General features: G+C 67.2%; 27 protein-coding genes and 1 pseudogene. 15 read left to right on the top strand and 13 right to left on the bottom strand.

Annotated features, from left to right (window positions below; all coding sequences use genetic code 11):
• Positions 1–151: 151 nt before the first annotated feature.
• Genes MCHT01_RS21205 through MCHT01_RS21215 form a run of 3 tightly spaced genes read left to right on the top strand, consistent with a single transcriptional unit; the run spans position 152 to position 2,453 of the window.
• Positions 152–730 (top strand): hypothetical protein, encoded by a 579-nt coding sequence (locus tag MCHT01_RS21205; protein WP_067068415.1) that lies wholly within the window; start codon positions 152–154, stop codon positions 728–730.
• Complete coding sequence (locus tag MCHT01_RS21210) at positions 727–1,764, top strand: sensor histidine kinase (protein WP_067068418.1); 1,038 nt, start codon at positions 727–729, stop codon at positions 1,762–1,764. The genes MCHT01_RS21205 and MCHT01_RS21210 overlap by 4 nt, the downstream gene beginning before the upstream one ends.
• Entirely contained in the window at positions 1,761–2,453 is a 693-nt protein-coding gene (locus MCHT01_RS21215; RefSeq protein ID WP_067068420.1) for a LytR/AlgR family response regulator transcription factor, read from the top strand. Before MCHT01_RS21210 ends, MCHT01_RS21215 begins: the two co-directional genes overlap by 4 nt.
• A 128-nt stretch (positions 2,454–2,581) precedes the next feature.
• Here MCHT01_RS21215 and MCHT01_RS26460 read toward each other — a convergent pair whose 3' ends face one another.
• The 6 genes and pseudogenes from MCHT01_RS26460 to MCHT01_RS21235 all read right to left on the bottom strand — a co-directional run bounded on the left by MCHT01_RS26460 (position 2,582) and on the right by MCHT01_RS21235 (position 6,875).
• Positions 2,582–2,839 (bottom strand): hypothetical protein, encoded by a 258-nt coding sequence (locus tag MCHT01_RS26460; RefSeq protein ID WP_148661651.1) that lies wholly within the window; start codon positions 2,837–2,839, stop codon positions 2,582–2,584.
• Between the two features lie 1,255 nt (positions 2,840–4,094).
• A complete protein-coding gene (locus MCHT01_RS27180) occupies positions 4,095–4,262 on the bottom strand; it encodes a hypothetical protein (RefSeq protein WP_218017927.1) in 168 nt (55 codons plus the stop codon).
• Positions 4,263–4,704: 442 nt separating this feature from the next.
• The gene (gene rbp / locus MCHT01_RS21220; protein ID WP_067068423.1) at positions 4,705–5,055 is read right to left on the bottom strand and encodes an RNA-binding regulator; all 351 of its coding nucleotides are present in this window, start codon (positions 5,053–5,055) and stop codon (positions 4,705–4,707) included.
• 128 nt (positions 5,056–5,183) lie between these two features.
• Positions 5,184–5,389: pseudogene (locus MCHT01_RS21225) on the bottom strand (hypothetical protein); the annotation flags it as partial.
• A 132-nt stretch (positions 5,390–5,521) separates the two neighbouring features.
• Positions 5,522–6,505 carry an extracellular catalytic domain type 1 short-chain-length polyhydroxyalkanoate depolymerase gene (locus MCHT01_RS21230; RefSeq protein ID WP_169806184.1) on the bottom strand — a complete coding sequence of 328 codons (984 nt, stop codon included), beginning with the start codon at positions 6,503–6,505 and terminating at the stop codon, positions 5,522–5,524.
• Between the two features lie 136 nt (positions 6,506–6,641).
• Positions 6,642–6,875, bottom strand: coding sequence for a hypothetical protein (locus tag MCHT01_RS21235; RefSeq protein ID WP_067068431.1), 234 nt, complete (start codon positions 6,873–6,875; stop codon positions 6,642–6,644).
• Between the two features lie 173 nt (positions 6,876–7,048).
• On the opposite strand from MCHT01_RS21235, the gene MCHT01_RS21240 reads away from it, so the two are divergent.
• The 3 genes from MCHT01_RS21240 to MCHT01_RS21250 all read left to right on the top strand — a co-directional run bounded on the left by MCHT01_RS21240 (position 7,049) and on the right by MCHT01_RS21250 (position 8,312).
• Entirely contained in the window at positions 7,049–7,273 is a 225-nt protein-coding gene (locus MCHT01_RS21240; RefSeq protein WP_067068674.1) for a DUF3820 family protein, read from the top strand.
• A gap of 70 nt (positions 7,274–7,343) precedes the next feature.
• Positions 7,344–7,670 carry an EthD family reductase gene (locus tag MCHT01_RS21245; RefSeq protein ID WP_067068434.1) on the top strand — a complete coding sequence of 109 codons (327 nt, stop codon included), beginning with the start codon at positions 7,344–7,346 and terminating at the stop codon, positions 7,668–7,670.
• A 174-nt stretch (positions 7,671–7,844) separates the two neighbouring features.
• The gene (locus MCHT01_RS21250) at positions 7,845–8,312 is read left to right on the top strand and encodes a hypothetical protein (protein ID WP_067068436.1); all 468 of its coding nucleotides are present in this window, start codon (positions 7,845–7,847) and stop codon (positions 8,310–8,312) included.
• Between the two features lie 90 nt (positions 8,313–8,402).
• Here MCHT01_RS21250 and MCHT01_RS21255 read toward each other — a convergent pair whose 3' ends face one another.
• Positions 8,403–8,858 carry a MerR family transcriptional regulator gene (locus tag MCHT01_RS21255; protein ID WP_067068439.1) on the bottom strand — a complete coding sequence of 152 codons (456 nt, stop codon included), beginning with the start codon at positions 8,856–8,858 and terminating at the stop codon, positions 8,403–8,405.
• A gap of 98 nt (positions 8,859–8,956) precedes the next feature.
• On the opposite strand from MCHT01_RS21255, the gene MCHT01_RS21260 reads away from it, so the two are divergent.
• The 3 genes from MCHT01_RS21260 (at position 8,957) to MCHT01_RS21270 (ending at position 10,792) form a co-directional block, all read left to right on the top strand.
• Positions 8,957–9,193, top strand: a complete 237-nt coding sequence (locus MCHT01_RS21260) for a hypothetical protein (RefSeq protein WP_067068442.1) — start codon at positions 8,957–8,959, stop codon at positions 9,191–9,193.
• Positions 9,194–9,255: 62 nt separating this feature from the next.
• On the top strand, positions 9,256–10,239 hold the full coding sequence (locus MCHT01_RS21265) for an NAD-dependent epimerase/dehydratase family protein (protein ID WP_067068444.1): 984 nt from the start codon (positions 9,256–9,258) through the stop codon (positions 10,237–10,239).
• 7 nt (positions 10,240–10,246) lie between these two features.
• On the top strand, positions 10,247–10,792 hold the full coding sequence (locus MCHT01_RS21270) for a hypothetical protein (RefSeq protein WP_067068447.1): 546 nt from the start codon (positions 10,247–10,249) through the stop codon (positions 10,790–10,792).
• A gap of 105 nt (positions 10,793–10,897) precedes the next feature.
• Here MCHT01_RS21270 and MCHT01_RS21275 read toward each other — a convergent pair whose 3' ends face one another.
• On the bottom strand, positions 10,898–12,049 hold the full coding sequence (locus MCHT01_RS21275; protein ID WP_067068449.1) for an FAD-dependent oxidoreductase: 1,152 nt from the start codon (positions 12,047–12,049) through the stop codon (positions 10,898–10,900).
• 113 nt (positions 12,050–12,162) lie between these two features.
• On the opposite strand from MCHT01_RS21275, the gene MCHT01_RS21280 reads away from it, so the two are divergent.
• From MCHT01_RS21280 to MCHT01_RS21290, 3 genes are all read left to right on the top strand, one after another.
• Positions 12,163–12,873, top strand: a complete 711-nt coding sequence (locus tag MCHT01_RS21280) for a TetR/AcrR family transcriptional regulator (protein ID WP_067068452.1) — start codon at positions 12,163–12,165, stop codon at positions 12,871–12,873.
• Between the two features lie 148 nt (positions 12,874–13,021).
• Positions 13,022–13,270 (top strand): hypothetical protein, encoded by a 249-nt coding sequence (locus MCHT01_RS21285; RefSeq protein WP_067068454.1) that lies wholly within the window; start codon positions 13,022–13,024, stop codon positions 13,268–13,270.
• 8 nt (positions 13,271–13,278) lie between these two features.
• Complete coding sequence (locus tag MCHT01_RS21290) at positions 13,279–13,485, top strand: hypothetical protein (protein WP_067068456.1); 207 nt, start codon at positions 13,279–13,281, stop codon at positions 13,483–13,485.
• A gap of 143 nt (positions 13,486–13,628) precedes the next feature.
• On the opposite strand, the gene MCHT01_RS21295 is transcribed toward MCHT01_RS21290, so the two are convergent.
• Positions 13,629–14,372, bottom strand: coding sequence for a hypothetical protein (locus MCHT01_RS21295; protein WP_067068458.1), 744 nt, complete (start codon positions 14,370–14,372; stop codon positions 13,629–13,631).
• A 305-nt stretch (positions 14,373–14,677) separates the two neighbouring features.
• Between MCHT01_RS21295 and MCHT01_RS21300 the strand changes: the two genes are divergently transcribed.
• Positions 14,678–15,007: a hypothetical protein gene (locus tag MCHT01_RS21300; RefSeq protein ID WP_148661653.1), complete on the top strand. Its 330-nt coding sequence runs from the start codon at positions 14,678–14,680 to the stop codon at positions 15,005–15,007.
• 71 nt (positions 15,008–15,078) lie between these two features.
• On the opposite strand, the gene MCHT01_RS21305 is transcribed toward MCHT01_RS21300, so the two are convergent.
• Positions 15,079–17,607: a penicillin acylase family protein gene (locus tag MCHT01_RS21305; RefSeq protein ID WP_067068462.1), complete on the bottom strand. Its 2,529-nt coding sequence runs from the start codon at positions 17,605–17,607 to the stop codon at positions 15,079–15,081.
• 136 nt (positions 17,608–17,743) lie between these two features.
• Positions 17,744–18,574 (bottom strand): lysozyme inhibitor LprI family protein, encoded by an 831-nt coding sequence (locus MCHT01_RS21310; RefSeq protein ID WP_169806185.1) that lies wholly within the window; start codon positions 18,572–18,574, stop codon positions 17,744–17,746.
• 401 nt (positions 18,575–18,975) lie between these two features.
• Here MCHT01_RS21310 and MCHT01_RS21315 point away from each other — a divergent pair, with 401 nt between their 5' ends.
• Entirely contained in the window at positions 18,976–20,076 is a 1,101-nt protein-coding gene (locus tag MCHT01_RS21315) for a serine hydrolase domain-containing protein (protein WP_245643499.1), read from the top strand.
• Positions 20,077–20,278: 202 nt separating this feature from the next.
• Positions 20,279–20,542: a hypothetical protein gene (locus tag MCHT01_RS21320; protein WP_067068469.1), complete on the top strand. Its 264-nt coding sequence runs from the start codon at positions 20,279–20,281 to the stop codon at positions 20,540–20,542.
• Positions 20,543–20,545: 3 nt separating this feature from the next.
• Here the strand turns inward: MCHT01_RS21320 and MCHT01_RS21325 are convergent, their stop codons facing one another.
• Together MCHT01_RS21325 and MCHT01_RS21330 are read right to left on the bottom strand one after the other, a co-directional pair.
• The gene (locus tag MCHT01_RS21325; protein WP_067068471.1) at positions 20,546–21,721 is read right to left on the bottom strand and encodes a chromate transporter; all 1,176 of its coding nucleotides are present in this window, start codon (positions 21,719–21,721) and stop codon (positions 20,546–20,548) included.
• Positions 21,718–22,653 carry a chromate resistance protein ChrB domain-containing protein gene (locus MCHT01_RS21330; RefSeq protein WP_084453162.1) on the bottom strand — a complete coding sequence of 312 codons (936 nt, stop codon included), beginning with the start codon at positions 22,651–22,653 and terminating at the stop codon, positions 21,718–21,720. Before MCHT01_RS21330 ends, MCHT01_RS21325 begins: the two co-directional genes overlap by 4 nt.
• Between the last annotated feature and the right edge of the window lie 148 nt (positions 22,654–22,801).

Below are 22,801 nucleotides of genomic sequence, written 5' to 3' on the forward strand. Positions count from 1 at the left end.
AGGCTGGCCGAGAGCCACCCCGGTCACTCGTGTCGCCCCTTCAACCGTTGCTGCATGCGCAGGCACCGTTCGCCCCATCGGCCCGCGTCGGCGCCCCCCAACCTCTAGCCTGAGAACAGACCGATTCGAGTCTGCTTCAGGAGATTGATCGATGAAAACCTCGGCCCTTGTCGCCGCTGTCGCTGTCGGCGCGCTCGCCACGGCGCTGGCCAAGCCCTCCGTCGTTCTGCCCGCGGGGTGGATCCAGTCCGGTCATCCCAAGGCCGATTGCGCGAGCTCGGTGGCGATCGCGGCGGGCGCGCCCACTTCCAAGGTCTTCAACATCGATTGCAAGTCCGGAGATCAGGGCTTCCAGACGCTGATGCAGCAGATCGCGGGCACCGACTACGCGGGCAAGCGCGTGCGGCTCAGCGCTCAGGTCCATGGCGAGAAGATCGTCGGCTGGGGCAGCGTCTGGATGCGCGGCGACAGCGGGCAGCGCATGGCCACCGCCTTCGACAACATGAAGGACCGTCCCTTGAAAGGCGACTTCGGCTGGAAGCAGGTGGAGGTCGTCCTGGACATTCCCGCGGACACGACGACCCTGAGCTTCGGCTTCCTCCTGGATGGGCCGGGCCGCCTGCAGGCGACGAGCTTCCAGCTGGAAGTGGTGCCGGACACGACGCCGACCACCGGCCAGCTTGGCCTGCCGGTCCTGCCGCGACAGGCTGAAAACCTGAGCCCTCCATGAAACGGATCGACGGCCCCTGGGGCGCGGATCTCGCGCAGGTCCTGAACGAGGACGGTCTGGGCTGGCGTCGGGCCTTCCCGCTGCTGGCAGGTGTCGGGGCGTTCCTGGTGACCGCCCCCTGGCTTCGCGAGCATCCGGCCTGGGCCTTGTCCTTGGGGCTGTGGCTGGGACATGCCGTCACGGACGGACTGAGCGGATGGCTCGGTCGGCGTCTGACGGGCGGGCGGGAGCTCGGTCTTCCTCTCCTTCTATTCCTGGGCCTGCTGCTCGGCGCAACGCTGGGATGGGCAACCGAGATGGCGCTCACAACGGCCGTCCTGAAGGCCGGCGACCGTCTCACTCGCCTCTGGCTGCACGTCGGCTTCGGCGCGGCGCTGATCGGCGTCCCGCTGCTTCAGGGGCTTCGGCGGGTGCGCGCGTTGCGCCGGGTGGAACAGGAGAGGGCGCTGCTGCGCGCCGAATTGATGTTGCTGCAGGCGCAGATCGAGCCGCACTTCCTGTTCAACACCTTGGCGACGCTGCGCAGCTTCGTCCGCCAGGGGTCGGAACGGGCGCTGCCGCTGCTGGATGCGATCACCGGGCTGCTGGAATCGACGCTGGAGCGCTTGCGCCAGCACGAGCACTCGACGCTGGGAGAGGAATGCCAGATGGTCCAGCACTATCTGGCGATCATGGCGCTGCGTCTCGGGGATCGTCTGGCCTATCGGCTCGATGTCGACGCGACCTTGCACGGCGTCCGTCTTCCGCCGCTGATGCTGCAGCCCTTGGTGGAGAACGCGATCCGGCACGGCATCGAATGCAGTGAGGCCGGCGGGACCGTGCATCTGGACGCGACAGTGTCCGAAGGACGGGTCCGACTGTCCGTGACCAACAGTGGCGGTCCCTTGGCCGCCACCTCGGCATCAGGCCACGGCATGGCCGTGACGAACCTCCGTCAGCGCCTGGAAGCGCTGTATGGCGGCCGCGCGAGCCTGACGCTCGCGACGAACGCCGCGGGACTGACCGAGGCCACGCTCCTCCTGCCCCAGACATGACGACCGCGCTGCTTGCCGACGACGAACCGCAACTGCTGGAAGAGCTCGAGCAGCTCCTGGCCGAGGCCTGGCCCGAGCTCGTCATCGCGGGCCGCGCCAGCAACGGCAGCGAGGCTCGGCGGATGCTCGACGCATTGCGGCCCGACATCGCCTTCCTGGACATCCGGATGCCGGGCATCGACGGCTTGTCGCTCGCCGGGCTCGCCCCTCCAGGGACACGGATCGTGTTCGTGACCGCGCATTCCGAGCATGCGCTGGACGCCTTCGATCGCGGAGCGGTGGACTACCTGCGAAAGCCGCTGACGCCGGCGCGCCTGGCGGCGACGGTGCAGCGGCTGCAGACGCACGTGAGTCAGCCGACTCGGCTTCGATTCCTGCAAGCGTGGACCGGCAACACGATGAAGCTGCTGGAGGTCGACCAGCTTGCTTCCTTGCGATCGGAGCTGCGTCACACGCGAGCGATCAGTCAAGGCGGCGAGCAGCTGTTGCTGCGCACCTCGCTCGGCGATCTGCTGACTGCGCTGGACCCTGAGGCCTTCTGGCAGATCAACCGTGGATCAGTCGTGAATGCTCGGGCCATCGAGCGGATCGAACGCCGTGACGACGGTGAACTTTGGGTGGTCCTGCGTGGCCAGACGCAATCCTTGCCCGTCAGCCGGACACATCGCCATCGCTTCCGCGGTATGTAGGTCGGGCGGGCTGGGGGAGGTAGTCGGATTCAGGCTGGGAGCGGAAGCTGGTGGCCGGATGGTGGTCGGCAGCTTACGACCTGTCGTCGAAGTTCAGTGGGGCGATTCCGTCGCCGATAAGCAGTCGCTCAAGCAGCGGACTGCGCTAGCTTCTGGGCGCCTGAGCGGAGGGCTTCGATGCTTGCGAAGGCAATGGCCAGCGCCTCGTCAGAACACGGCATGTCGAGGTCAATGCCAGTTCGTTGCTTGACGTGCGCCAAGACAGCGCTCCGCTTCACTGCGAGCTTTTCGGCGACATGGAGCGCGCACGAACGGGCATGCGATGCGCGACGTTCGAGCGGCACCGCGGCGTCGGCGACCATTCGACGATGAACGCTGTAAGACATGGCTTGAAGATTGGTTCGGACCGTGGGTCTGGCGCCGAGGAAGGGCCAGAAGCAGGCGCGGCGCGTTGCCAAGTCTAAATCCGCTTCTGCTGCGTTTCAGCCGCGGCTTCACGCTTGGACCGGGCAGTCATCCCTAAGCTCTGCGAGAGGGAGCGAAAGCGGCAACGCTCAGCCAGGATAGGAGAAGGGCTCCACCTGTACAAATGGCTTCACCCGCAGTCGAAATCCGTACGCGACGGACGCCCTTTCGTCGAACCGCCCCATGAACGCGTTGGCCGCCGCGAACTCTATGAAGAATGATGAGGAACCACCCGAAAACATCTTTCTCTACCGACGATTCGTTGGCTGGAATAGACCGTCGAGCGGCCAAGACAAAGGGTCACCTTCACCTCATCTACGACACCGGGCTACTGCGGGTCGGCCACAACGTACGCTTCTTCTAAGTCTCGACGCAACATCAGAGTCCGCGAGTCCGTCGATGCCGAGGCGCAAGCAATGAACTGCGATCGCATTGCTTTGGCGTATCGACCTCCTGAACGAGATCTATCGCCGGCAGAGGATACGAACGCCATCAGATCGGCGTCTCGTGACTCCGTGATCGCCTTGAACCGAATGCTGTTGACGTGGACGGCGCTTGCGATGCGATATGCCAACTTGCCAAGTGACCAGCTTGGCTGCTGATGCATGGGTACCTTCCATCCGGCCACCTGAACAGGTGCCCCGAAATAAAAGTACCACACGGCGAGCAGTGCGCTATCAAGGTCCGAGAGAGTGACGCTGAAGTCGTCTTTTCCGGGGCCAGGAACGTAGTCCCAGCAACTGAAGAGATAGCCTTCAGGCGCTTGACTCAAAGTCGAGTGGCGCTTCCCCTCGACATGCAGCGAGTACCGGCTTGGTGACACCTCCTCGGCTGTCACTCCGCGTTCAGCGAGATACTTTATTGAAGAAGCCAGGGTCATCGGTCACTTTCATTCTCTGCGGCCGGCGGCAGCCTAGGGGGCTTCATCCCGACTCAGGGCGGCGCGAACCCACGGCCATCGCTTCATGGCAGGTACGGTCGGTCGCCGGCTCTCGACCCGACCTCTGCTTCCGCTGCCATGACGCCACGGCTTCAGGCTGGAGGCGATGGTAGCCCAGGGGGCTTCATTGGTATGCGATGCGGGACCCGTGCCCAGATGGTCGGCTGCACTCGCCCACGGTCGGCACTCAGCAGAAGGACTTCACCATGAGACTGTTGGCCGCTTGCCTCTTCGCGCTATCGGTTGGACCAGTCTTGGTTCGACTGCAGGTCGTTGCCGTATCTGCTTCTCAGCGCTGGAAGCAGCCGATCCAGCACCACGTCCCCGCCAATGCAGCAGTCGTTGATGTACTCGTCCACATCCGGCGTCTTGACCTGCTTGGTGAAAGTCAACGCGTACGGCATTTGCACCTCAAGGTGAATGATTGATGGAGCGCGTGGAACCTCATGAACTGCCCGGGTGGAATGGCGAAGGACGAGAGAAAGAAATCCTGTCTCCGCGCGGCGGGACGGGTCTCAGCGGCCACAGTACGGCGGTGCCCCCGATCGCTAGAACTGTGAGAGCAAATGCGGCGTTCAGAACGCTGACGCCATTGAGCCATCCTGAAAGAACCAGCGTCGCCATCAGCAGCAACTCCAAGGCCGCACCGGTCAACCACGTTGCCGCTGCCGGCTGATAGCTGAGCTCGTCGCAGCGGGCGCATCGAACAGGACTACGCTTGTTTGACCGGAGGGCGTCAAGCAGCGGTATTGAGCGGGCAGCACAGTGCGGGCACCCTACCGCGAACCCGCAAGCCGTGCCGGAGGCGTCCTTCTTTCGCCTGCGACAAGAGGGAGCTGCGGCGCCTCAGTAGCGGCCGCCGCCGAATCCCCCGGTCCCGTAGCCCACGTCGGAGCGCTTGGCCGCCCGGAACTCGCCCTGAGGGCGCGTCTCGGACCGCTTCTCCGCGTCGCGGGGGCGCGCCAGGCTGACGACGATTGAGCGCCCTTGCACGGAAACGCCATGCAAGCCGGCGATGGCCGCCTGGGCCCCTTCGGCGGACGCCATTTCCACGAAGCCAAAGCCCTTGGAGATGCCGGTGTCACGGTCCATCATCACCTTGGCCGACGCGACATCGCCGAACTCGGAGAAGTTGCTTCGAAGGGCGGACTCGGTCACCGAGTAGGGCAGGTTGCCCACGTAGATCTTGCTGCTCATGCGTGGAGCCTTTCTTCACTTTTTGATTGGCGTTTCGCCAGGATGGAGATCCCCCGGATCGATGACGTGCGGAGGTCGGTCTCGACTCCGTCCAGAGACAGAGAGAGGATGCGGAGCCAGCGGTTCAAACAGGTCGGCCGATGCCGCCGGTGGACTCGAGCCAGCCTTGGGTCACTGCGAAGAGCCGGGCAGCGTCTCGGGACGCGAACGTCCGGTCAAAGCGGAAGACGCGGCAGTAGGTGCCGTTGCCGTCGGCGCGCCGGATCGCGAATGCGGCGCTGAAGCGGCCGCAGTCGGTGGGGTGTGTCGTGGGCGAGACGACGTACTTGCCCATGGAGATGGCGTTGTTTTGAATCTTGTTCGATCAGTAGACAGGCCGCGGGGCGGCGTGGTGCGGCCATGCGCCGCAGGGGAGGGACGGCCAAGCTCGTCGCAGTCCGAAGGCCGGAGCGCGGCGGCTGCGTGCTCAGTGCGTGGCCGGGTGGTTCATGAAGAAGCAGAGCATCTGGTCGGACGCGGCGGGCCCCTGCCAATCGGCTTGCGAGCCTTGTGTATCGCCACCGGACCAGGCGTGGCCGGCGCCTTCGATGAGCCAGAGCTCGGCATTCGTGTGGCCATCCGGGCCGACGTGCGTGCGGCGCGTGTAGGCGCGCCCACCTTCGCGGCCATTCTCGAAGCGATGCTCGCCCGGCAGCCCCGCGACGGCGTCCTCGTACAGGCGCACGCCGTTGCTGGGATGGACGGTCATGTCCCTCGTGCCGTGGAAGACGATGGTGGGGCGGGCGCGGTGCCTCAAAGGACGCTCGATGAGCGTGTCCGGATCCGGGCGTCCGTACCGCTTCAGCGAGGGCACGCCGCTGGCGTCGTCGACCGCGCCGTAGGGAAGCCCTGAATGGACGCCCACGGAGGCGAACAGGTCGGGGTAGGTCTGTCCCAGCACCGCTGCCATGGCGCCTCCCGCCGACAGGCCCGCGACGTGCACGCGCTGCCTGTCGACCTGGTGTTGCGCCATGACGCCGCGGATCAGGCTGGCGAGCTGGGCAGGTTCACCGCGGCCGCGTTGCTGGTGCCTGTACATGTACCAGCTCCACCCCGCCGGCTCGCCCTGGCGGGTGAGCCCCTCGGGGTAGAGCACCATCCAGCCCAGCCGGCGCGCCGCCAGGTTCATCTGGCTGCTCACGGCGAAATCGTCGAGCCCCAGTTCGCCGCCATGCAGCATCAGCAGCAGCGGGCGCGCGATGCGCGCGTCTCCCGCGGGGATGTACAGCTTGTAGCGCACCGTGTCCTGGCCTCGCACGTGGGTGCCGGAGACGAAACGCTCCGAGGCATCGTCGGGCTCGGGCGGTCGATGGGCGGGGTCGATGGCCCCTGTGGCGAGATCGACGGCGACCAAGGAGGGGGGATCGCGAGGCGCTGACCCGTTGTCGGCGCGTGAGAGTTCTGTGGTCATGGGATGTCCTGGTGGGCGGAAGCCGGTGGCCGCGCGCGGGTGGCGCTCCTGGGCTGAAACCGCGGCCCACGTCGGCGGGCCGTTGCCTGCATGCGTCCTTGAACCGGCGCTCCCGACAGAGCGCCGGCGAGGCGGCTCACGGGAGCCAACCGTCCTGGAGCTGCCGGGGGTCGAGCTCATCTCGGATGCGCTCGATCGAGCCGCTCGGCGGAGCGGGGGGAAGTTCGATGAACAAGGCCCGCCTCGGCGGGGTGTGGCGTCTTCGGAAGATCAGTGTTCCGAGTTCCGAGCGATGAGCGCTGATGTAGATCACGTCGAAGGCATCGACGTCCACGCCGCGGAGATTGGCAAGTCTTGCCTTGACGAACATGTCGCGTCCTTCGGTCACAAGCTCCGTGAGGAGCGGGGGTCGCCCAGGCGACCAAGCGTGCTCGCTGACGCGAAGGTCGGCCTGCCGAGGAGCGCGAATGTCAGTGCCGCCGATTGAAACACGGATCCGCTGCCCTCACGATTTATCTTTTGAGCTGGCGCGACAATCCGCGCATGTCTGAATCCTTCGAACGCCTGGTCACCACCGTGATGCCTTACGGCAAGCACAAGGGCACGCTGATCGCGGACTTGCCCGGCAACTACCTGAACTGGTTCGCGCGCGAAGGATTCCCGCCCGGCGAACTGGGCCGACTGCTGGCCTTGATGCACGAGATCGACCACAACGGGCTCAAGGACCTCCTGCGGCCGCTGCGTAGCGCCGCGCCGAAACCGCGTTAGCGAGCGGGCAGTAGGATCAACGCGCCCGCGAGTCCGCGGACGACGACGCCCATGACGGCAAGGAGAACGCATGATCAAGGTCACCGTGATGTACCCGTACACCGAAGGCGCGCGTTTCGACCACGACTACTACCGCGACCGACACATGCCGATGGTGAAGGCCAGGCTGGGCGATGCCTGCGCTTACTACACCGTCGACAAGGGCATGGACGGTGGGGTGCCCGGGACGTCGCCCGCCTTCGTGGCGATGTGCGCGTTCATCTGCGGGTCGATCGAAGGTTTCCAGGCGGCCATGCAGGCGCACGGCGCCGAGGTCCGCGGCGACATCGCCAACTACACCGACATCGTGCCGGTGATCCAGATCAGCGAGGTGGTCGTGGAGCGGTCGGATCGTTGAGTCCGGCGTTGGGGCTGGCTGCGTCCCGCGGCGCGCTGCACATGGCGCAGAACTGTCGGCGCGACCCACCGGCGCCGAGAGGACAAGCTCCTCATCCCTGAGGATGGCGATCCCCGCGCCTTCTGCCATCGTGTGCGTCCACGCCCGGAATCAACCGGCGACAAGGAGGATGCCATGACCCACGACACCACCCTCGCCGCGCGCCAGGCGGCCGGCCTGCACGCGGAACACCTGAAGCGCGAGCACGAGCTCCGGCGGGCGACCTACAAGGACAACCCCGCCGGCTGGCACGGGATCAACGACATCGAGACGCTCATCGGTCTCGGCGGCCAATTCCAGTGGTACGAGGCCGGCGTGCTGCGCCAGATGACGCTGACCTTCGACCCCGGCAAGCAGGGGATCCAGGGCCACTACGCGCTGGTGAGCGCCGCGGGCAAGGAGTCCGGCACGTTCTGGAGCACGCCCAACAATCCGGCCATCGGCTGGGCCTACCTGCTGCTCGAGCCGTCGGGCGGCGCCTCGCGGCCGCTGATCTTCTCCGGCATGCTGACCGACGCGAACTGGAAGGTGCTCGTGGCCCTGCTCAACGAGGTGGGGCCGAGTGGCCCGATCGAGCCGGCATTCCCCATCGTCCGCGCCTAGGCTGCGCCGCTCCGACGAACGCAAGGGCCCGATCGGGCCCTTGCCTTTTGACGTCGGCATCGGCCCGCCATCGAGGCAGGCCGACCCGCATCAACCCGTCGGCCGCTCACGCTTGCGGCGTGTCGCGGGCGGCGTCGGTGCCGCGCTCCCGCGCAACTGCTCCAGCACCCACTTCGGCCGCTCCTCGCAGGGCAGGTCCTCGGGCCGGCGCTTCACCGTGTCGATGGCGACCAGCAGCTTGGCCTTGCTGTCCGCCAGGCGCGCCTGCATCCGCTCGATGTCGGCCACCTTGCGCTCCAGGCTCGCCACCAGCGCGTCGTGCTGCCATTCGGCCTGAGCGTCCGGCAACAGGCTGCGGATCTCGTCCAGCGAGAACCCGGCGCTCTGCGCGCCCGCGATGATCTCCAGCATCCACAGCGCCTCCGGACCGTATTGCCGATAGCCGTTCTCGAGGCGCTCGACGCTGTGGAGCAGGCCGCTCTTCTCGTAGAAGCGGATGCGGGAGGTCGCCAGGCCCGTCTGCCTGGCCAGTTCGCCGATCTTCATGGAGGGTCCTCGGAAGGGGAAAAAGCGCTTGACCTTGAAGTTAACTTCAACTTTAGAGTCCACGCATTGTCAATCAAGTCTTGTCGAGGATCCCGTCCATGAACGCACGCAGATTCGCCCGGTCGCTCGGGCTCTACGACCGCTACGACCGCCATCGCTCCAATCCCGCAACGTCCGTCATCGCGGCCGAGGCGCCTGACCTGGGCCTGAGCGAGGTCCGGCAACTGGACAAGCGGCGCGTGGACATCGGCTTCGAGTCCTACTCGCCGAACGACGTGCCGGAGTTCCAGGGCGCGCTCCACGCGCCGCGGCTGCTGGAAGGGGCGTCGCGATGAGCGGACCGACGACGGCACGAGTCATCGAGGGATCGACGGGATCACGGGCGCGAGGACCTGCCGTGCAAACCATCCTGGGCGCTACCGGCCAGATCGCGATCGAGCTGGCGCGGGAGCTGCGCCGCATCACGACCGACGAGCTGCGGTTGGTGAGCCGCCATCCGCGCCGCGTCAACGAGGACGACGAGCTGGTGCGTGCGGACCTGCTCGATGCGCGCCAGACCATGGCGGCAGTGGCCGGCAGCAGTGTCGTGTACTTCACGGCGGGCCTGCCGCCGGACACCGCGCTGTGGGAAGCGCAGTTCCCCACGATGCTGAGGAACGCGCTCGACGCGAGCCGCGCGGCCGGCGCGCGCTTCGTCTACTTCGATAACACCTACATGTACCCGCAGGACGATCGGGTGCTCGACGAGCAGGCGCCGTTCGAGCCGGTCGGCCGCAAGGGCCGAGTGCGCGCCGCAATGGCGGAGATGGTGCTGGAGGAGATGGCACGCGGCGAGATCCCCGTGCTCATCGGCCGCGCGCCGGAGTTCTATGGTCCGGGCAAGACGCAGAGCATCACCAACACCCTGATCGTCGATGCGATGAAGGCGGGCAAGACGCCGCGCGTGCCGGTGCGCGACGACACGCGCCGCACGCTGATCTGGACCCCGGACGCGAGCCGCGCGCTCGCCGTGCTGGGCAACGCGCCGGACGCCTTCGGACAGACCTGGCACCTGCCTTGCGATGACGAGCGGCTGACGTATCGCGAGTTCGTGACCCTGGCCGCGGAGGTCTTCGATGTCGCGCCGTCGTACCGGGTGGTCGGCCGATGGCTGCTGGCGGCGCTCGGCCTGGTGTCGAAGCCCGTGAGGGAACTGCGCGAGCTGCTGCCGCGCTACGGCCGCGACAACCGCTTCGATTCGGCGAAGTTCAAGCGGCGCTTCCCGGACTTCGAGGTGACGCGCTATCGCCGCGGGCTGGAGAAGATCCGGCGTGACACGCTGCGCGAATCCGGGACGGATCGGGGCGTCCCGCCCTTGAAGAACGATCGCCGCATGCGATAGTCGCCCGATGCGATTCCGCCGAACGCCCCCGCGATGGGCGAGCATCCCCTTCCTGGCGATCGGTCTGTATGTCCTGCTCATCTCGCTGGACCTGCTGCCCTACGGGCTCCCGGCGCGACGTCGAGCGATCTTCGACACCCCGCATCACTGGCAGGTCGGCGCTGCTGGAATCGCCTTCATGGCGATGGGACTGAAGCTCGCGTTTCCGCGCGGGCCCGCGGTCTGGCAAGCGGCGATCGGGCTGGTCGCGCTGGGCGGCTTCTTCGCGCCGCTGATGTGGCTGATCCTCGACGGACCGCTGTCCGGCGCGGAGCGCGTCCTCATCGCGGTTCCCGCGACGCTGGGCCTGGTCGGCGTGGCGATTGACGTCTACCAGAGCCTCACCGGGCGCCCCTTCGATCCTCACGCGCTGGATCCCTTGGAGGCGGCGCGTGTGCTGCGCACCCACGGCCGTCCGGAACAGGCCGAAGCCGTGCTGCGTCGGGCGATGAAGGAAGAGCCGGGCCGCCGGGACGAGCTGCAGCGCGCCATCGACGCGATGCGACGTCGCTGAGCCCGGTCCATTTCCCGATGGACCTGCGCTGAGACCGCACCCCTCGGCGGCAAGCCACCGTCGCGACCGGAAACGAGGCGGCCGGACATCGGCATCGCGGTGGACTCAAGTCTGGGGCGGCATGCCCATCGCGCTATCGAGGAAGCGCACCAGGCTCTGTGGCGCCTCCGCGCCCAGGCAGGCATCGAGCACCTCCACCGCGCCCGTCGCCGCCGCGGCGCTGCGAGGGAAGACGCGATCCTCGTAGGCCTGGAGCGCGGCCTCCAGATCGCCGGGCGAGGCGGCGATCGCCTCGGCCAGCTCCGCCCCGTCGACCATCGCGAGGTTGGCGCCGTCGCCCGCCGGCGCCATCAGATGCGCGGCATCGCCGATGAGCGTCACGCCCGGCACGCGTGGCCAGCGGTGGGTCGCCGGCAGGGCATGGATGGGGCGGAACACGGCCGCCGTCTCGCCTTCCGTGATGAGCGCGGTCAGCGCCGGTGCCCAGCCCGGGAACTCCGCCGCCACCTGCGCCAGCGCGGCGGCCTGGTCCCGCTCCCCGGTCGCGATGGCCGCCTCGACCCACGCCATCGGCTGGCGCAGCGCGACGTAGGTGTGGATCACGCCGTCGGGCTCGCGGTGCGCAAAGATCCCTCGGCCCGGCGTCATCGCGAAGAACGCGCCGCCGCCGACGGCCTCGGCACTCGCCGGATGACGGGTGTCGGCGTCCGACAGGAAGGTCTCGATGAAGGTCGTGCCGACGTAGGCCGGCTTGGCGTCCGACAGCAGCGGGCGGACCTTCGACCAGGCGCCATCGGCGCCGACGAGCAGATCCGCGGTCACCGCCTCGCCGTTCTTGAAGCTCAGCGCATGCCGGCCATCGCCGAGCGCCTCGACCGACGTGAGCTTGCAGCCCCAGCGCACCGCGCCCGCGGGCAGGGACGCCAGCAGCAAGGCGCGAAGCTCGCCGCGACGCACTTCCGGACGGCCACCGGTGCCGTCGTCGGCCTGATCGAGCAGCACCCGGCCCTGCGCATCCAGCACCCGCGACGCCTGTCCGCCCGGATGGATGAGGCGGACAAACGCCTCATGCAGCCGCGCCGCCTTCAGCGCGAGCTGGCCGCTGTCGTCATGGATGTCGAGCATCCCGCCCTGCGTGCGCGCCATCGGCGAGGCCTCGGCCTCATAGACGGTGGCGGCGATGCCATGGACATGGAGCACCCGCGCGAGCATCAGGCCGCCCAGGCCCGCGCCCACGATCGCGATCGTGCGTGTCATCTTGATTCCTTCATTCTTGCGAGGTCGTTCGGGCCCAGTCATCACCGGCCGGCCGACGATTGGAACGTCATTCCATGATACTGGAGCAGCGTTCCAGTGTGTCAAGATGCGGCATGGTCAAGAACGCACGGACGCCGGCACGGCGTGAGGATTCCCTGTCGCGCGAGCGCATCGTCGACGCCGCCATCGAACTGCTGGACAGCGCGGGGGAGGGCGGGCTGACCTTCCGGGCGCTGTCGGACAAGCTGGCCACGGGACCCGGCGCGATCTACTGGCATGTGGCCAACAAGGGCGACCTGCTGGTCGCGGCCTGCGACGCGGTGGTCTCCGCGACGATGGACGCTTGCCCTGACGGCGACACCCCGGGAGACACCCTCCGCGCGCTGGCGCTGGGGATGTTCGACGCGATGGACGCCCACCCGTGGATCGGCTCGGCGCTGATCCAGTCGGCGGGGCAACTGCCCGCGGTGCGGCTGTTCGAGCGCATCGGTCGCCAGGTGCAGGCGTTGGGCGTCCCGCGCGAGGGGCAATGGGGCGCGGCGTCGACGCTGCTGCATTACGTCCTGGGCGTGGGCGGCCAGAACGCCGCCAACCGGCTGTCCGCCCGGACGCGCGACCTGGACCGGGACGATTTCCTGGGGGAGGTGGCCGACGCCTGGGCCGGGCTGGAGGAGGCGGACTACCCCTTCATGCGCTCGGTCGCCGCGCAGATGCGAGACCACGACGACCGGGCGGACTTCCTCGCGGGGGTGGATCTGATCCTGGCCGGGATCCAGGCCGGCGCGGGACGCGGCGCGAGGGCGACGGGGTCTTTGTCGCGCTGAGCTACTATCCGCCGATAGTCCGTGAGGTTGTCAACCCGAAGTCTTCGTATCGCTCGCTACCCCGAGCGCGCCGAAAGTCCTCGCCTTGATCGCTTGGCGCATCTGTCCGGATCCCAGATCGGGGTCGGGAATGCGAGGAGATGGAACGATGCTTGAGCCCCTGGCGCTGGAAGCGCTGCGAGAGTCTTTGCACACCTGCGTGGATGCGTTGCAGCGTCGGCGCGCGAGCGAGATTCCGGAGGCGCTGATTGATCGGCTCGTGGATCTGGATTGGCTGGAATGGCGAGGCGGTGGCCTGCACCTGACGACCACCGGAGAAAACATCTATCGGCAGGAGGTCGCCCAGCGACGTGCCATCGCCGAGCGCAATGCGTCCCCTTCGAAATCCAAAGCCTAGGAGACCCAATGGCAAAACCCAATTACCAGTTCGAGAAGCGTCAGCGTGAGCTGGCCAAGCAGAAGAAGAAGCAGGAGAAGGAACAGGAGAAGGCCCTGCGCAAGGCGGGCCACGGCACGCCGAACGACGCGGCGTCCGATCAGGATCCGGAGTCCGGATCCGAGCCGGGTGAACCCGGCGAGCCCAACGCGTCCGCGGCCTCGGAACAGCGTTGACGGGGCCGGGGCTGCACGAGGCGCCCCTCGATCACGACTTTCATCCCGCCGACCCTTGAGCGCTCCGGGCTCGCCAGGTGCGAGGGGGATGTCCGCGCCAGCGCCTCATGAAGCCGGAAGGTCGCGCCACCTTCTTTCACCTCTCAGGACCCTGTGCGCGACGCCAGAAACGCCTGGATGTCGTTCCATCGGGCCAGCAGCTCGGCCGCCGTGAGATTGGAACTGCGGAACGGTGGGACACGCTGCTCTGGAGGAACAAAGAGCTTTTGGGCCGGGAAATCGGCCAAGTTGCTGACGCAAGCGTTCATCTGGCCGCACTGGAGTTGATCCATGCCGACCACGTCGCAGTCGCCGCGGGCGGTGCAAGCCCGTACCCTGATCGCCAGGTCGAGTAGTTGACCATCCAGGCTGGGCGACCCCCCCTGCGGAAGTCCGGCGGCGTAGGCCGCCTGCGGTGTGAGCACGGAGCGAGACACAGCCTCCAGCAGTTCGATCGAGCGGGTTTCGAAGACCGCAGCCAATACCTGTTTCTTCTGTTCCACGTCCTGAAGCGCGGCGCCGCTCATGGCGATCAACATGGGCTGGGCAACGGCTTCCATGCCCTCCGCGTCGCGCAGAGTGATCTGGGACGACGGCGGGGTGCCGGCAGGAGCACAGCGAACGCGCCCTGCCGCCAGATGCTCCTGCTGTGCCGGCGAAAGGACGATCCCGCTCTGTGCATAGACGTCCGGCCCCATCCGGAACCGTTGGCACTCGCGTTCTGCCACCCGCAGGGTTGCGATATCGGTGAACTTGCCGGATAGGGACGCACGTTGCGCAATGGCCTGAAGCGAGTCCCGCCGGGTGTTCTTCAAGGCCGCCCGCCAAGCGTCACCGCGCACGGTCATGGGCAAATTCGGAAGCTCGGATGCAGCAGTCACACCTGCAGCAGGGCGTCCATTCGCGTGGGAGTGCGGATCTGCAGGCGAGGCAAGCTTCTCCGCGGGCGAGGGCGGCGCCCGCTCCGTCGCTGGCGCCTTGAAGGGCGAGTGAAGCCAGATGAGGCCGAGACTCGCCAGAATGACGACTAAGCCAAGTAGAAACTTGCCACGCATTTGCAAAACTCCGGCAGCGAGAAGCACCGGACTCCGGCTCCAGCGTACTTTGATTCGCTGCCGCTACCCCACGACCCTATCGGGAGAGCACTTCAACCATGAAATTCCAACCCAGTCTGAAGACAGCAGCGGTCGCCGGCGCCTGGTTCGGGTTGTGGATTTCGCTTTCCGGGAGTTGGATGGACGCGCGTCCAGGACTCAGCGAGCTGCAGAGCAACCTGCTGCATTTGGCGTCCGCCCTGTTCTTCTTCCTGCTCCCGGCGTACTTCCTCGTCATTGGACGAAGCCGGCCCTTGAAGTCGGAAGGGGTGTTCAGTGCCAAGGAGTCTTCGCGCCAAATGGTGGTCGCCAAACGGATGCTTGTCTGCTTTCTCTCCGGGGCGGTGGTCACGGGCATCCTGGCCGTCTGCTGGCCAGACGCCGGCTGACGGGGCGCCTGCCTGCCTCCATCGGTGACTCCCCCATCAAGGAACGCCCGGCATCGCCGGGCGTTCTTCCTTCACTCGCTGATCGTCTTCGTGGTCAGTGCCGGATCCTTCGCGATCTCGGCCTCGGAGAACGGCATCCGTTGCCATTGCCCCGCGCTGTAGGCCCGCGTGTAGTCGCTGTAATGCGTCGACGCCGGATCGTCCGAGAGCGAGAAGGTCAGGAAGGTGTAGGCCTCGACGCCCTCGGCGAGGAAGCGCACGACCTGGAGGTAGCTGTTGGCGCTGGTTGCCGTGTCCAGCGTGTAGCCCCCCTGATCGATGCGGGTCGGCGAGCACGCGATCGTGAAGTAGCCCTGCGTGCCGCAGCCTCCGAACAGCGGGATCCTTTCGCTGCCGCGCGGTGCGAACAGCGTCTCGCCACGCGTGGCGGTCAGCGCGTAGCCGCTGGCCTGGATGCGCAGGATCGCCGCGCCGAAGGCCTGCTTCAAGGTCGCCACCGCGGCCGCGTTCAGGTCGCGCGGGGTGTTGACCGGATCCGCCGCGCTGAACGGCACCGCGTACAGCGACGTCTCCGGCAGTCGCGCCGCGCGTGACCAGAACTCATCCCAGACATGCGCGCCGCGCGACGCGATCAGGCCCTTGTTGTCCCAGGCCTGCAGCGCCGCGCACGCCTCGGTGGGATCGACGCTGCGCGCCGGATTGAAGGTCTCGCCGGTGGCCGTGTCGGTGGTGACGCTGATCGGCGTGGGCGGCGCGCACAGCAGCGCGAGCGCCTGGTCCTTCATCAGCTCGGCGCTGAGCGCGCGGCTGTTCAGCACCATCGCGCGCACCGTGTCGCTGGTGGCCTTGTTGCCCGCATAGCCGTCGGTGCCCGCGAGCCGTCCTTGCGCGAGCAGGTGCGCCAGCCGCGTGCGCAGGCTCAGCGACGCCGTGCCGGCGGGGCCCATCAGGTCGGAGAAACCGGTCAGCGGCGCGGCCGGGTTGCTCAGCCAGTAGCTGTCGTTGCTGTTGAGCACATAGTCGTCGCGCAGCAGGCTGGGCATGCGGGAGGTGCCGATCGCGCCGGGCTGCTTGGAGTCGGCGTCGGTGAGCCAGTCGCAGCTGCTTTTGGAGCCGTCGAGCACCGGCGTGCGCGGCAGCGCGGCACTGAGCGCCATCGTCAGCGGCGTGGCGCAGCTCGCCATCTGGGCGGGTGAGACGTTGGGCACCGCGCCGATGTCGGCGTACCAGGCCTGGCTGCTGCCGCGAGCGACAGCGACGGTGTTGACCCAGGGAATCGAGGATTCCTCGCGCTGGATGGCGGCGAGCTCGTCGAGCGAGCGGGCCTGGCTCCATCGCAGCCACACGCGGAACACGCGGAAGTTGGCCGCGTTGATGTCCCGGATCGCGAAGGCGGTGTTGGCGTTCCAGCCCAGCGCCGGGTTCAAGGCGCCCAGGTTCACGATGGGCCCGTACTGCGACTCGTAGAGCGTCCGCGTCACGTTGATCACCGTGCCGTCGCCCTGCTTGACCGGCACGATCAGCGAGCGGGCGGTCATCTTCACCGGCGCGCCGTCGCGCAGGTAGCTCGTGGGATCGCCGGGCACCAGCGACAACTGGAACAGCCCATAGCGCCGCGCCGCGGAGACGGTGTGGCTCCACGCGACGTCGTTGGTGTGGCCGATCTGGATCACCGGCACGCCCAGGAATGAAGTGCCGGAGACGTTGAGCTCCCCGGGGATGGTGAACTGCGCCTGGTAGAAGCGATCCGGGCCGCGCCAGTACCAATGCGGATTGCCGAAGAGCAGCGGGCTGCTGTCGCCGGTGGCCGCCGTGCCGAAGCCCATCATGTTGCTGCCGACGCCCTCCTTGCCGCCGACCTCGAAGCTCGGGAGCCGGTCGCTGGCGATGGCCAGGCGTGTGGCCTTCGCGAGGCGAGGGCGCTGGCCCGCGGATGGCGCCCCTGGCGACGCCATCGAGGTCATCGCCGTGACCGGCGCGGTGGCGTTGGCGATCTGGACCAGGTAGTTGCTGTAGCCGGCCGCGAAGTGCGCCGCGTACATGCGCCGGAAGACATCGGTGTCGGTCAGTGGCTTGACCCAGTCCTCGCCGCGGCAGGCCGTGTGGGCGGTGGCGTCGCCGCCGGCCTTGATCTCGCGCACGTAGCGGTTGTAGCCGGCCGCATAGCCCGCCACGACCTGCTTGAGCCGGTCCGGCTGCGCGGCGATCAGGCGCTGCATGACGTCGTCGTTGAGCACATGCCGGTGATAGAAGTCGGCATCGAGGTTCTTCGGCTGGCCGATGGTGCTCTGGAAGGGGATCACCGCATCCGCGCCGAAGTAGCGCGAGCGCTCGCCGCGGAAGGTGAGCATCGAGTTGGCGATGGTGCACAGGTCGTCCTGTGCCTGGGCATAGCCGTAGCCATAGCCCACGCCGCCCCAGTCGGCCGCCTTGATGTGCGGCACGCCCATCGCGGTGCGGCGGATCTCGGCGGAGTAGGTGAAGCTGGCGGGAGGTCCGCCGTCGGTGGGGTCATCGCCGCCGCAGGCGCTCAGCAGCGCGGCGGAAGCCAGTGTCAGCGCGAGCAACGGCATCACGCCGCGTCGAACGGTATGTGTCATCTTGTCTCCCTGTTGCTGTCGTCGGCTCGTGGGGCCGAGCGGAGCCAAGGATAGAGGCAAGCGACGGTTGAGCCTGCAAGGTCCGCGTTGGCAGAAGGGAGTGGGGTCAGTTCTTGCCCCAGCCGTACATCGCAAGCTACTGCGAGGGTGTCCAGTGCGCCAGGGCGTCGATCCGGGCCCGGTACTGCTGCTCCAGGCAGTCGACGCGTCGCGCGATCTCGGGACAGGCGATCTCGCGTTGATCCCGCCATTGCTGCTGCATCGCCGCCAGGGATGTCCGGTCCGGCTCCGTGGCCGTGCCCCGGCGAACCTGCCCGTAAAGCTCGTGCAGTTGCAGATCGAGTCCGGACAAGACGGGCTCGGCGCAGACCGCCTTGTCGGCCTCGGAGGCCGCTGCCGAGCAATCGAAGCCGGGACCTGCGGCGGTCGGTTGATACGGTGGCGGCGCGAGGTAGAGCGACGGGTCCCATGCCGTGCGGCGGTGGGTCGCGCCGATGAACGCGGCGGTGCCGACGGTCATGTCTTCCTCGACGAGCCACGCCTGCAAGGCCTGCAGCGCCGGCGCGGGGACATGCTCGGCGGCGTAGGCGCGAGAGCCGATGGACAGGGCGCAGTTGCGCCACTTCCAGGAGGTGCCGATCCGTTGCAGGTCGCAGGACGCCGTGGCAGCCACCGCCGCGCCGTGGTCGGTGTCGAGCCACAGGAAGGCCTTGGACCCGCAGTCATGCGATCGGCAAGCGGAAAGGGCGAGCGAAGGCCCCGCTCCGAGCACCGGGCCGGGCGGTCCGGAGAGGTTCGTCTGGACCGGCTTGAGAATTTCGCGCGGGAGGAGGGCGCGCAAGGTGGCATCCATCCGCGGATCCCATCGCGCTTCGTTGGTCGATCGCCCGACGTAGAGAAGCGCCCAGGTCGTGTCGACAGGGGGCGCGGCCTCGGCCGACGTCGACGCCAGGACCATGAACGCCATCGACAGGGCGGTGCTCCGCGCGTGGCGGTGGGCTGCCTCTCTCCAAGTCATGGCTTGACGTCGTCCTGATTGATCGGCGGCCATCTGCATCCCCTTGATTCGCGCCGCCACGGTGGCATCGCGTGCAGCGCAAGGATAGGAGGGTGGCGGCCGAATCGATGTGAGTCTTTCTTCCGGCATTTGTCTTCGCATCCTGGAGCGCGGTGACTCCCACGCGATGCTGCGGACCACTGCGTCAAGATCCGCCACGAGCCGTATTGCTCTCGGCAAGCAGACCAAGTCGTCCCCCTTCGCAAACCGAGGCACGCGAAGGCCACCACAGCGTCCTGTGGACTGGCCGAAACATTGGGGCAATCAATGCAGGTGAGGATCTTCCGTACCCAGCCATCGCAACCCCAACCGTGCTCATTCGTTTGCCATCTCCAGCCATCCCGCGAAGGCTCTGTCTGCTGGTCGCGGCCGCAGCGTTGACGGGCTGCGCATCCGCGCCGCTCGCCGCCGACCCGATGCCTGAATCGACCTGGTGGCGCGATCAGAGCCCGCAATCCGCGGCTTGTCGCGCGACGCTCGACGCGCTGCGGGTTGATCTCGACCGCTCGCCGACGACCACGCTGATGGCCGTACATGGCAAAGACGTCGTCTTTCGATTCGGACCGGTCGACCACGCGACGATCATCCACTCGGCGCGCAAGAGCCTTCTCGCGATGCTCTATGGCGCAGCCGTCGAAAAAGGGAAGATCCGTCTGGATGACACGCTCGCGACGCTCGGCGTCGACGACCTCGGGGGCCTGCTGCCCATCGAGAGGGAAGCGCGTGTCCGCGACCTGCTCACGGCCCGCTCTGGCGTCTACCATGCCGCCGCCAATACGGGCGATGACAGCGCCGCGGCGCCACCTCGGGGATCGCAACGACCGGGCAGCTACTTCCTCTACAACAACTGGGACTTCAACGCAGCGGGCGACATCTACGAGCAGCTCACGCGACGCGACATCTACCAGGCCTTCGCCGAGGACATCGCCACCCCGCTGGGCCTGGAGGACTTCCGCATCGAGCGGGAGCATCGAAGCGGCGACGCTACCCGCTCTATTCATCTCGCATACCACTTCCACCTGTCGGCGCGAGACATGGCGCGTGTCGGCGAATTGATGCTTGGGCACGGCGCTTGGAATGGCCGGCAACTCGTCCCGGCCGACTGGACGACGACGATCACCACGCCAGTGACACGCGCCGCCGAGATGCACCCTCCCCACGTTGCCCGCAAAGGCATCGACTATGGCTACCTCTGGTGGATCCCACAGGAAACACAGGACTCGCCACTGGCTGGCTCGTACTTTGCCTGGGGATATTTCGGGCAGTTTCTGCTTGTCGTGCCGAAACGCGGCATGGTGATCGTGCACAAATTTGACACGCGTGCGGTGCCTGGAGACAAGATCCCCCGGCTCGACGCCCCTCAGTTTCTTGCGCTGGCACGACGAATCCTGGACGCGCCGTGTCCCGGGTGAGCCAGCGGCCGGCCCCTCGACGCTGCACCTCTGTTCAAGCAGGACCTGTCCGCTTGTAGGGATGGACGGCCCCAAGTCCCCATGAAACGCTGGCGTCCTCGAGGCCTGACGCCCTGATCCGCATGGCGTCGGCGAGCCCTCGCGCATTCCCCGGTGCGCCGAGTCGGCGGTGAGCCTCACGACCGACGAGGAAGGAGCCCCCATGCCACGCGTCCACCAAGCTCAGGTCGGCCACTCCTTCTGGGCGAGCTTGCGTCGTGGGGCGGGCGCCTGGCCGGTGCTGGTCTGGGCCGCCACCTTGACCGGGATCCTCGTGATGTCGGGAGGGCTCTCGGTCTTCGCGGGCGACTCGGCGGGCGCCTTCTGCGGCCCGGACCCCTCGGCATCGTTCTGGGAACCCCAGGTGACGTGCCTGGCGGGTGCGGAGGCCAACGCGGTGCAGATGAGTCCGCTGCTGGCGCCATAGGCATCATCGCGATGTCGCCAGCGGATAGAGCAGAAGTCCCGCGATGGCTGCCACGGCGACAACCACCGGCTCGGGGAGCTTCTTGAAGCGCCAGAGCACGGCTGCTGTCAGCAACGCCATCGCCGCCGTGGCGAGATCGGTGATCGACCGCTGACCGATCACCACCACCGATCCAGCGATCGCGCCAATGGCCGCGGCCGTCACGCCATCGACGAAGGCCACGATGCCGGGCCGCTTGCCATGCTTCTTGAAGTAGGGCGCAGGCAGCACGGTGAAGAAGTAGCACGGGATGAAGGTGGCCGCCGCCGCCACGACGGCCCCCCAGAACCCGGAGACGAGGTAGCCGATGAATCCCGTGGTGATGACCACCGGACCGGGGGTGATCATGGCCACCGCCACGGCATCGACGAATTGCCGATCCGTCAGCCAGTGATGCTCCTGCACGACGCCGCCGTACAGGAAGGGAACGATCGCCAGTCCGCTGCCAAAGACGAAGCTGCCCGCATAGGCGAAATAGGCCCCGATCTGCCAGAGCTTGTGCCCGTCCAACGTGTCGAGCGCAAAGAACGCCACCAGTGGCGCGGCAAGGCTGTGCATCGTCCCGCCCGACCACTTCGGCGGCGCGCGCAGCAGCCACACCAGCACACCGGAACCGAGGAACAGCCAGACCACTTCGGACTTGGTGATCACCGTCACGGCAGCGCTGATCACGAAGATCACCCACAGCAGCTTGTCGCTACCGATGTTCTTCGTGGTCAGCTTGCAGGCGCTCGTGGCGATGATCCCGATCACCGCGGCGCCGACGCCGTAGAACACCGCCTGCATCCACCCGATGCCCCCGAACGCCGTATAGACCGCGCCAAGGGCCACGACCATCACGAAAGACGGCAGGACGAAGGCGATCCCCACCAGCGTCGCGCCGACCAGGCGGTAGTGGGCGTAGCCGAGATAGATCGCCAGCTGGGCCGCCAGCGGGCCGGGCATCAACTGCGCCAGCGCCATGCCCTCCTTGTAATTGGCCTCCGTGATCCATCCGCGGCGCTCCACCAGGTCCCGGTACATGAAGCCCACGAGCGCGACCGGGCCACCGAAGCCCCAGGTGCCCAAGGCCAGCATGTAACGAACCATCTGCCAGAGCGAGTAGCGCGGGCGTTCCAGTGCGACGGCATCGGAGGTCATGGGTTGTCCTTCGTGTTCTGGAAGGCGGTGTGCAGGCCCTCGAAGACGCCGGCGCTGACCTGCAGCAACTGGTCGTCATCGAGGATGGCGTCACGCATGCCAGCCAGCACGCGCTCCACGCCCGCGGCTTCGGGCGGTTGAACGCCACCGACGTCGAGGCTGTGCACCAGCAGACCGAGGCGACGCAGCGCCGGTGTCTCCAATCCGAAGCAGGCCAGCAGCGTCTCGAAGGTCACCCGTGCGCCCACATGCGTGAAGGTCGCGCCGTCGAAGTCGAAGCCCAGCGCCTTCTTCGGACAGTCGGCGGGCGACTTCAGCCACAGGAAACGGGCCTCGGGGTCGATGAAGCGCCGGATCAGCCAGGCACTGGCCATCCGGTCCACCCACGGCCGGGCCCGGGTCGCCCACTGGCGCCCGTGGTAGTTCGCGGGATCCAGCAACGCGAGAGACTGCTGCGCAGCGTGCGGTTCGTCGGGCGCCAGAAGCTGACCCGCCTGGCGCTCGTACTCGTCCAGCGCCTCACGCGCCTGGCGCTGGGCCTCATCGGGGAAGAAGTCGATCGCGATCAGTTGGTCCAGCGACTTGCGAAGCTTGCGCCCCTGCTTCATGGCTTCGGCCGCCTGGTCCTCGGTCAGCAATGACCTTGCATCGACGATCTCCTTGAGCAAGACGCCGAACTCTTCGGTGCGAACGAACAGTCGTTCGAACTCGGCCCCGCTTCCTTCCGTGAGCAGCACATGCGCTGTCCCGCCGCTCTGGCGAAGATCCGACGCGACGGCCTCGAAGACCTCGCCCCGGTCCTCGGAGTTCGGCAACAGGTACACGCCGTCGCGAAGCACCGCCGCGCCGCAGGCCTTGAGCGCTCGCCACACGCGCATGCGCGCGGCCGAACTCTCGGTGGGAAGGGAAAGGACGAGCAGCAACCATCTCATGGTGGTTGAATCTATAACATCATCGTAGATATTGCTACAACTTGGGGATGGCCCGAGTCTCCGCGGTGAGGCGGTTCAGCACTGCCTTATTTCCAGGCAATTGAAACAGTTCCCATACGAATCAACGCGTTGCAATGCCGGCCCTAGG

Source organism: Mitsuaria chitosanitabida ATCC BAA-476 = NBRC 102408 (genome assembly GCF_001598255.1).
Classification (GTDB): Bacteria; Pseudomonadota; Gammaproteobacteria; order Burkholderiales; family Burkholderiaceae_C; genus Roseateles; species Roseateles chitosanitabidus.

Excerpts from the sequence above, each read along its gene's own strand:
- MCHT01_RS21285 (WP_067068454.1), top strand. The coding sequence starts at position 13,022 with ATGCTTGAGCCCCTGGCGCTGGAAGCGCTGCGAGAGTCTTTGCACACC.
- MCHT01_RS21205 (WP_067068415.1), top strand. The coding sequence starts at position 152 with ATGAAAACCTCGGCCCTTGTCGCCGCTGTCGCTGTCGGCGCGCTCGCC.
- MCHT01_RS21255 (WP_067068439.1), bottom strand. The coding sequence starts at position 8,858 with ATGAAGATCGGCGAACTGGCCAGGCAGACGGGCCTGGCGACCTCCCGC.
- MCHT01_RS21325 (WP_067068471.1), bottom strand. The coding sequence starts at position 21,721 with ATGACCTCCGATGCCGTCGCACTGGAACGCCCGCGCTACTCGCTCTGG.
- rbp (WP_067068423.1), bottom strand. The coding sequence starts at position 5,055 with ATGAGCAGCAAGATCTACGTGGGCAACCTGCCCTACTCGGTGACCGAG.
- MCHT01_RS21330 (WP_084453162.1), bottom strand. The coding sequence starts at position 22,653 with ATGAGATGGTTGCTGCTCGTCCTTTCCCTTCCCACCGAGAGTTCGGCC.
- MCHT01_RS26460 (WP_148661651.1), bottom strand. The coding sequence starts at position 2,839 with ATGTCTTACAGCGTTCATCGTCGAATGGTCGCCGACGCCGCGGTGCCG.
- MCHT01_RS21230 (WP_169806184.1), bottom strand. The coding sequence starts at position 6,505 with ATGACCACAGAACTCTCACGCGCCGACAACGGGTCAGCGCCTCGCGAT.
- MCHT01_RS21215 (WP_067068420.1), top strand. The coding sequence starts at position 1,761 with ATGACGACCGCGCTGCTTGCCGACGACGAACCGCAACTGCTGGAAGAG.
- MCHT01_RS21235 (WP_067068431.1), bottom strand. The coding sequence starts at position 6,875 with ATGTTCGTCAAGGCAAGACTTGCCAATCTCCGCGGCGTGGACGTCGAT.
- MCHT01_RS21290 (WP_067068456.1), top strand. The coding sequence starts at position 13,279 with ATGGCAAAACCCAATTACCAGTTCGAGAAGCGTCAGCGTGAGCTGGCC.
- MCHT01_RS21295 (WP_067068458.1), bottom strand. The coding sequence starts at position 14,372 with ATGACCGTGCGCGGTGACGCTTGGCGGGCGGCCTTGAAGAACACCCGG.
- MCHT01_RS21300 (WP_148661653.1), top strand. The coding sequence starts at position 14,678 with ATGAAATTCCAACCCAGTCTGAAGACAGCAGCGGTCGCCGGCGCCTGG.
- MCHT01_RS21310 (WP_169806185.1), bottom strand. The coding sequence starts at position 18,574 with ATGGCGTTCATGGTCCTGGCGTCGACGTCGGCCGAGGCCGCGCCCCCT.
- MCHT01_RS27180 (WP_218017927.1), bottom strand. The coding sequence starts at position 4,262 with ATGCCGTACGCGTTGACTTTCACCAAGCAGGTCAAGACGCCGGATGTG.
- MCHT01_RS21240 (WP_067068674.1), top strand. The coding sequence starts at position 7,049 with ATGTCTGAATCCTTCGAACGCCTGGTCACCACCGTGATGCCTTACGGC.
- MCHT01_RS21275 (WP_067068449.1), bottom strand. The coding sequence starts at position 12,049 with ATGACACGCACGATCGCGATCGTGGGCGCGGGCCTGGGCGGCCTGATG.
- MCHT01_RS21280 (WP_067068452.1), top strand. The coding sequence starts at position 12,163 with ATGGTCAAGAACGCACGGACGCCGGCACGGCGTGAGGATTCCCTGTCG.
- MCHT01_RS21320 (WP_067068469.1), top strand. The coding sequence starts at position 20,279 with ATGCCACGCGTCCACCAAGCTCAGGTCGGCCACTCCTTCTGGGCGAGC.
- MCHT01_RS21270 (WP_067068447.1), top strand. The coding sequence starts at position 10,247 with ATGCGATTCCGCCGAACGCCCCCGCGATGGGCGAGCATCCCCTTCCTG.
- MCHT01_RS21250 (WP_067068436.1), top strand. The coding sequence starts at position 7,845 with ATGACCCACGACACCACCCTCGCCGCGCGCCAGGCGGCCGGCCTGCAC.
- MCHT01_RS21210 (WP_067068418.1), top strand. The coding sequence starts at position 727 with ATGAAACGGATCGACGGCCCCTGGGGCGCGGATCTCGCGCAGGTCCTG.
- MCHT01_RS21245 (WP_067068434.1), top strand. The coding sequence starts at position 7,344 with ATGATCAAGGTCACCGTGATGTACCCGTACACCGAAGGCGCGCGTTTC.
- MCHT01_RS21305 (WP_067068462.1), bottom strand. The coding sequence starts at position 17,607 with ATGACACATACCGTTCGACGCGGCGTGATGCCGTTGCTCGCGCTGACA.
- MCHT01_RS21260 (WP_067068442.1), top strand. The coding sequence starts at position 8,957 with ATGAACGCACGCAGATTCGCCCGGTCGCTCGGGCTCTACGACCGCTAC.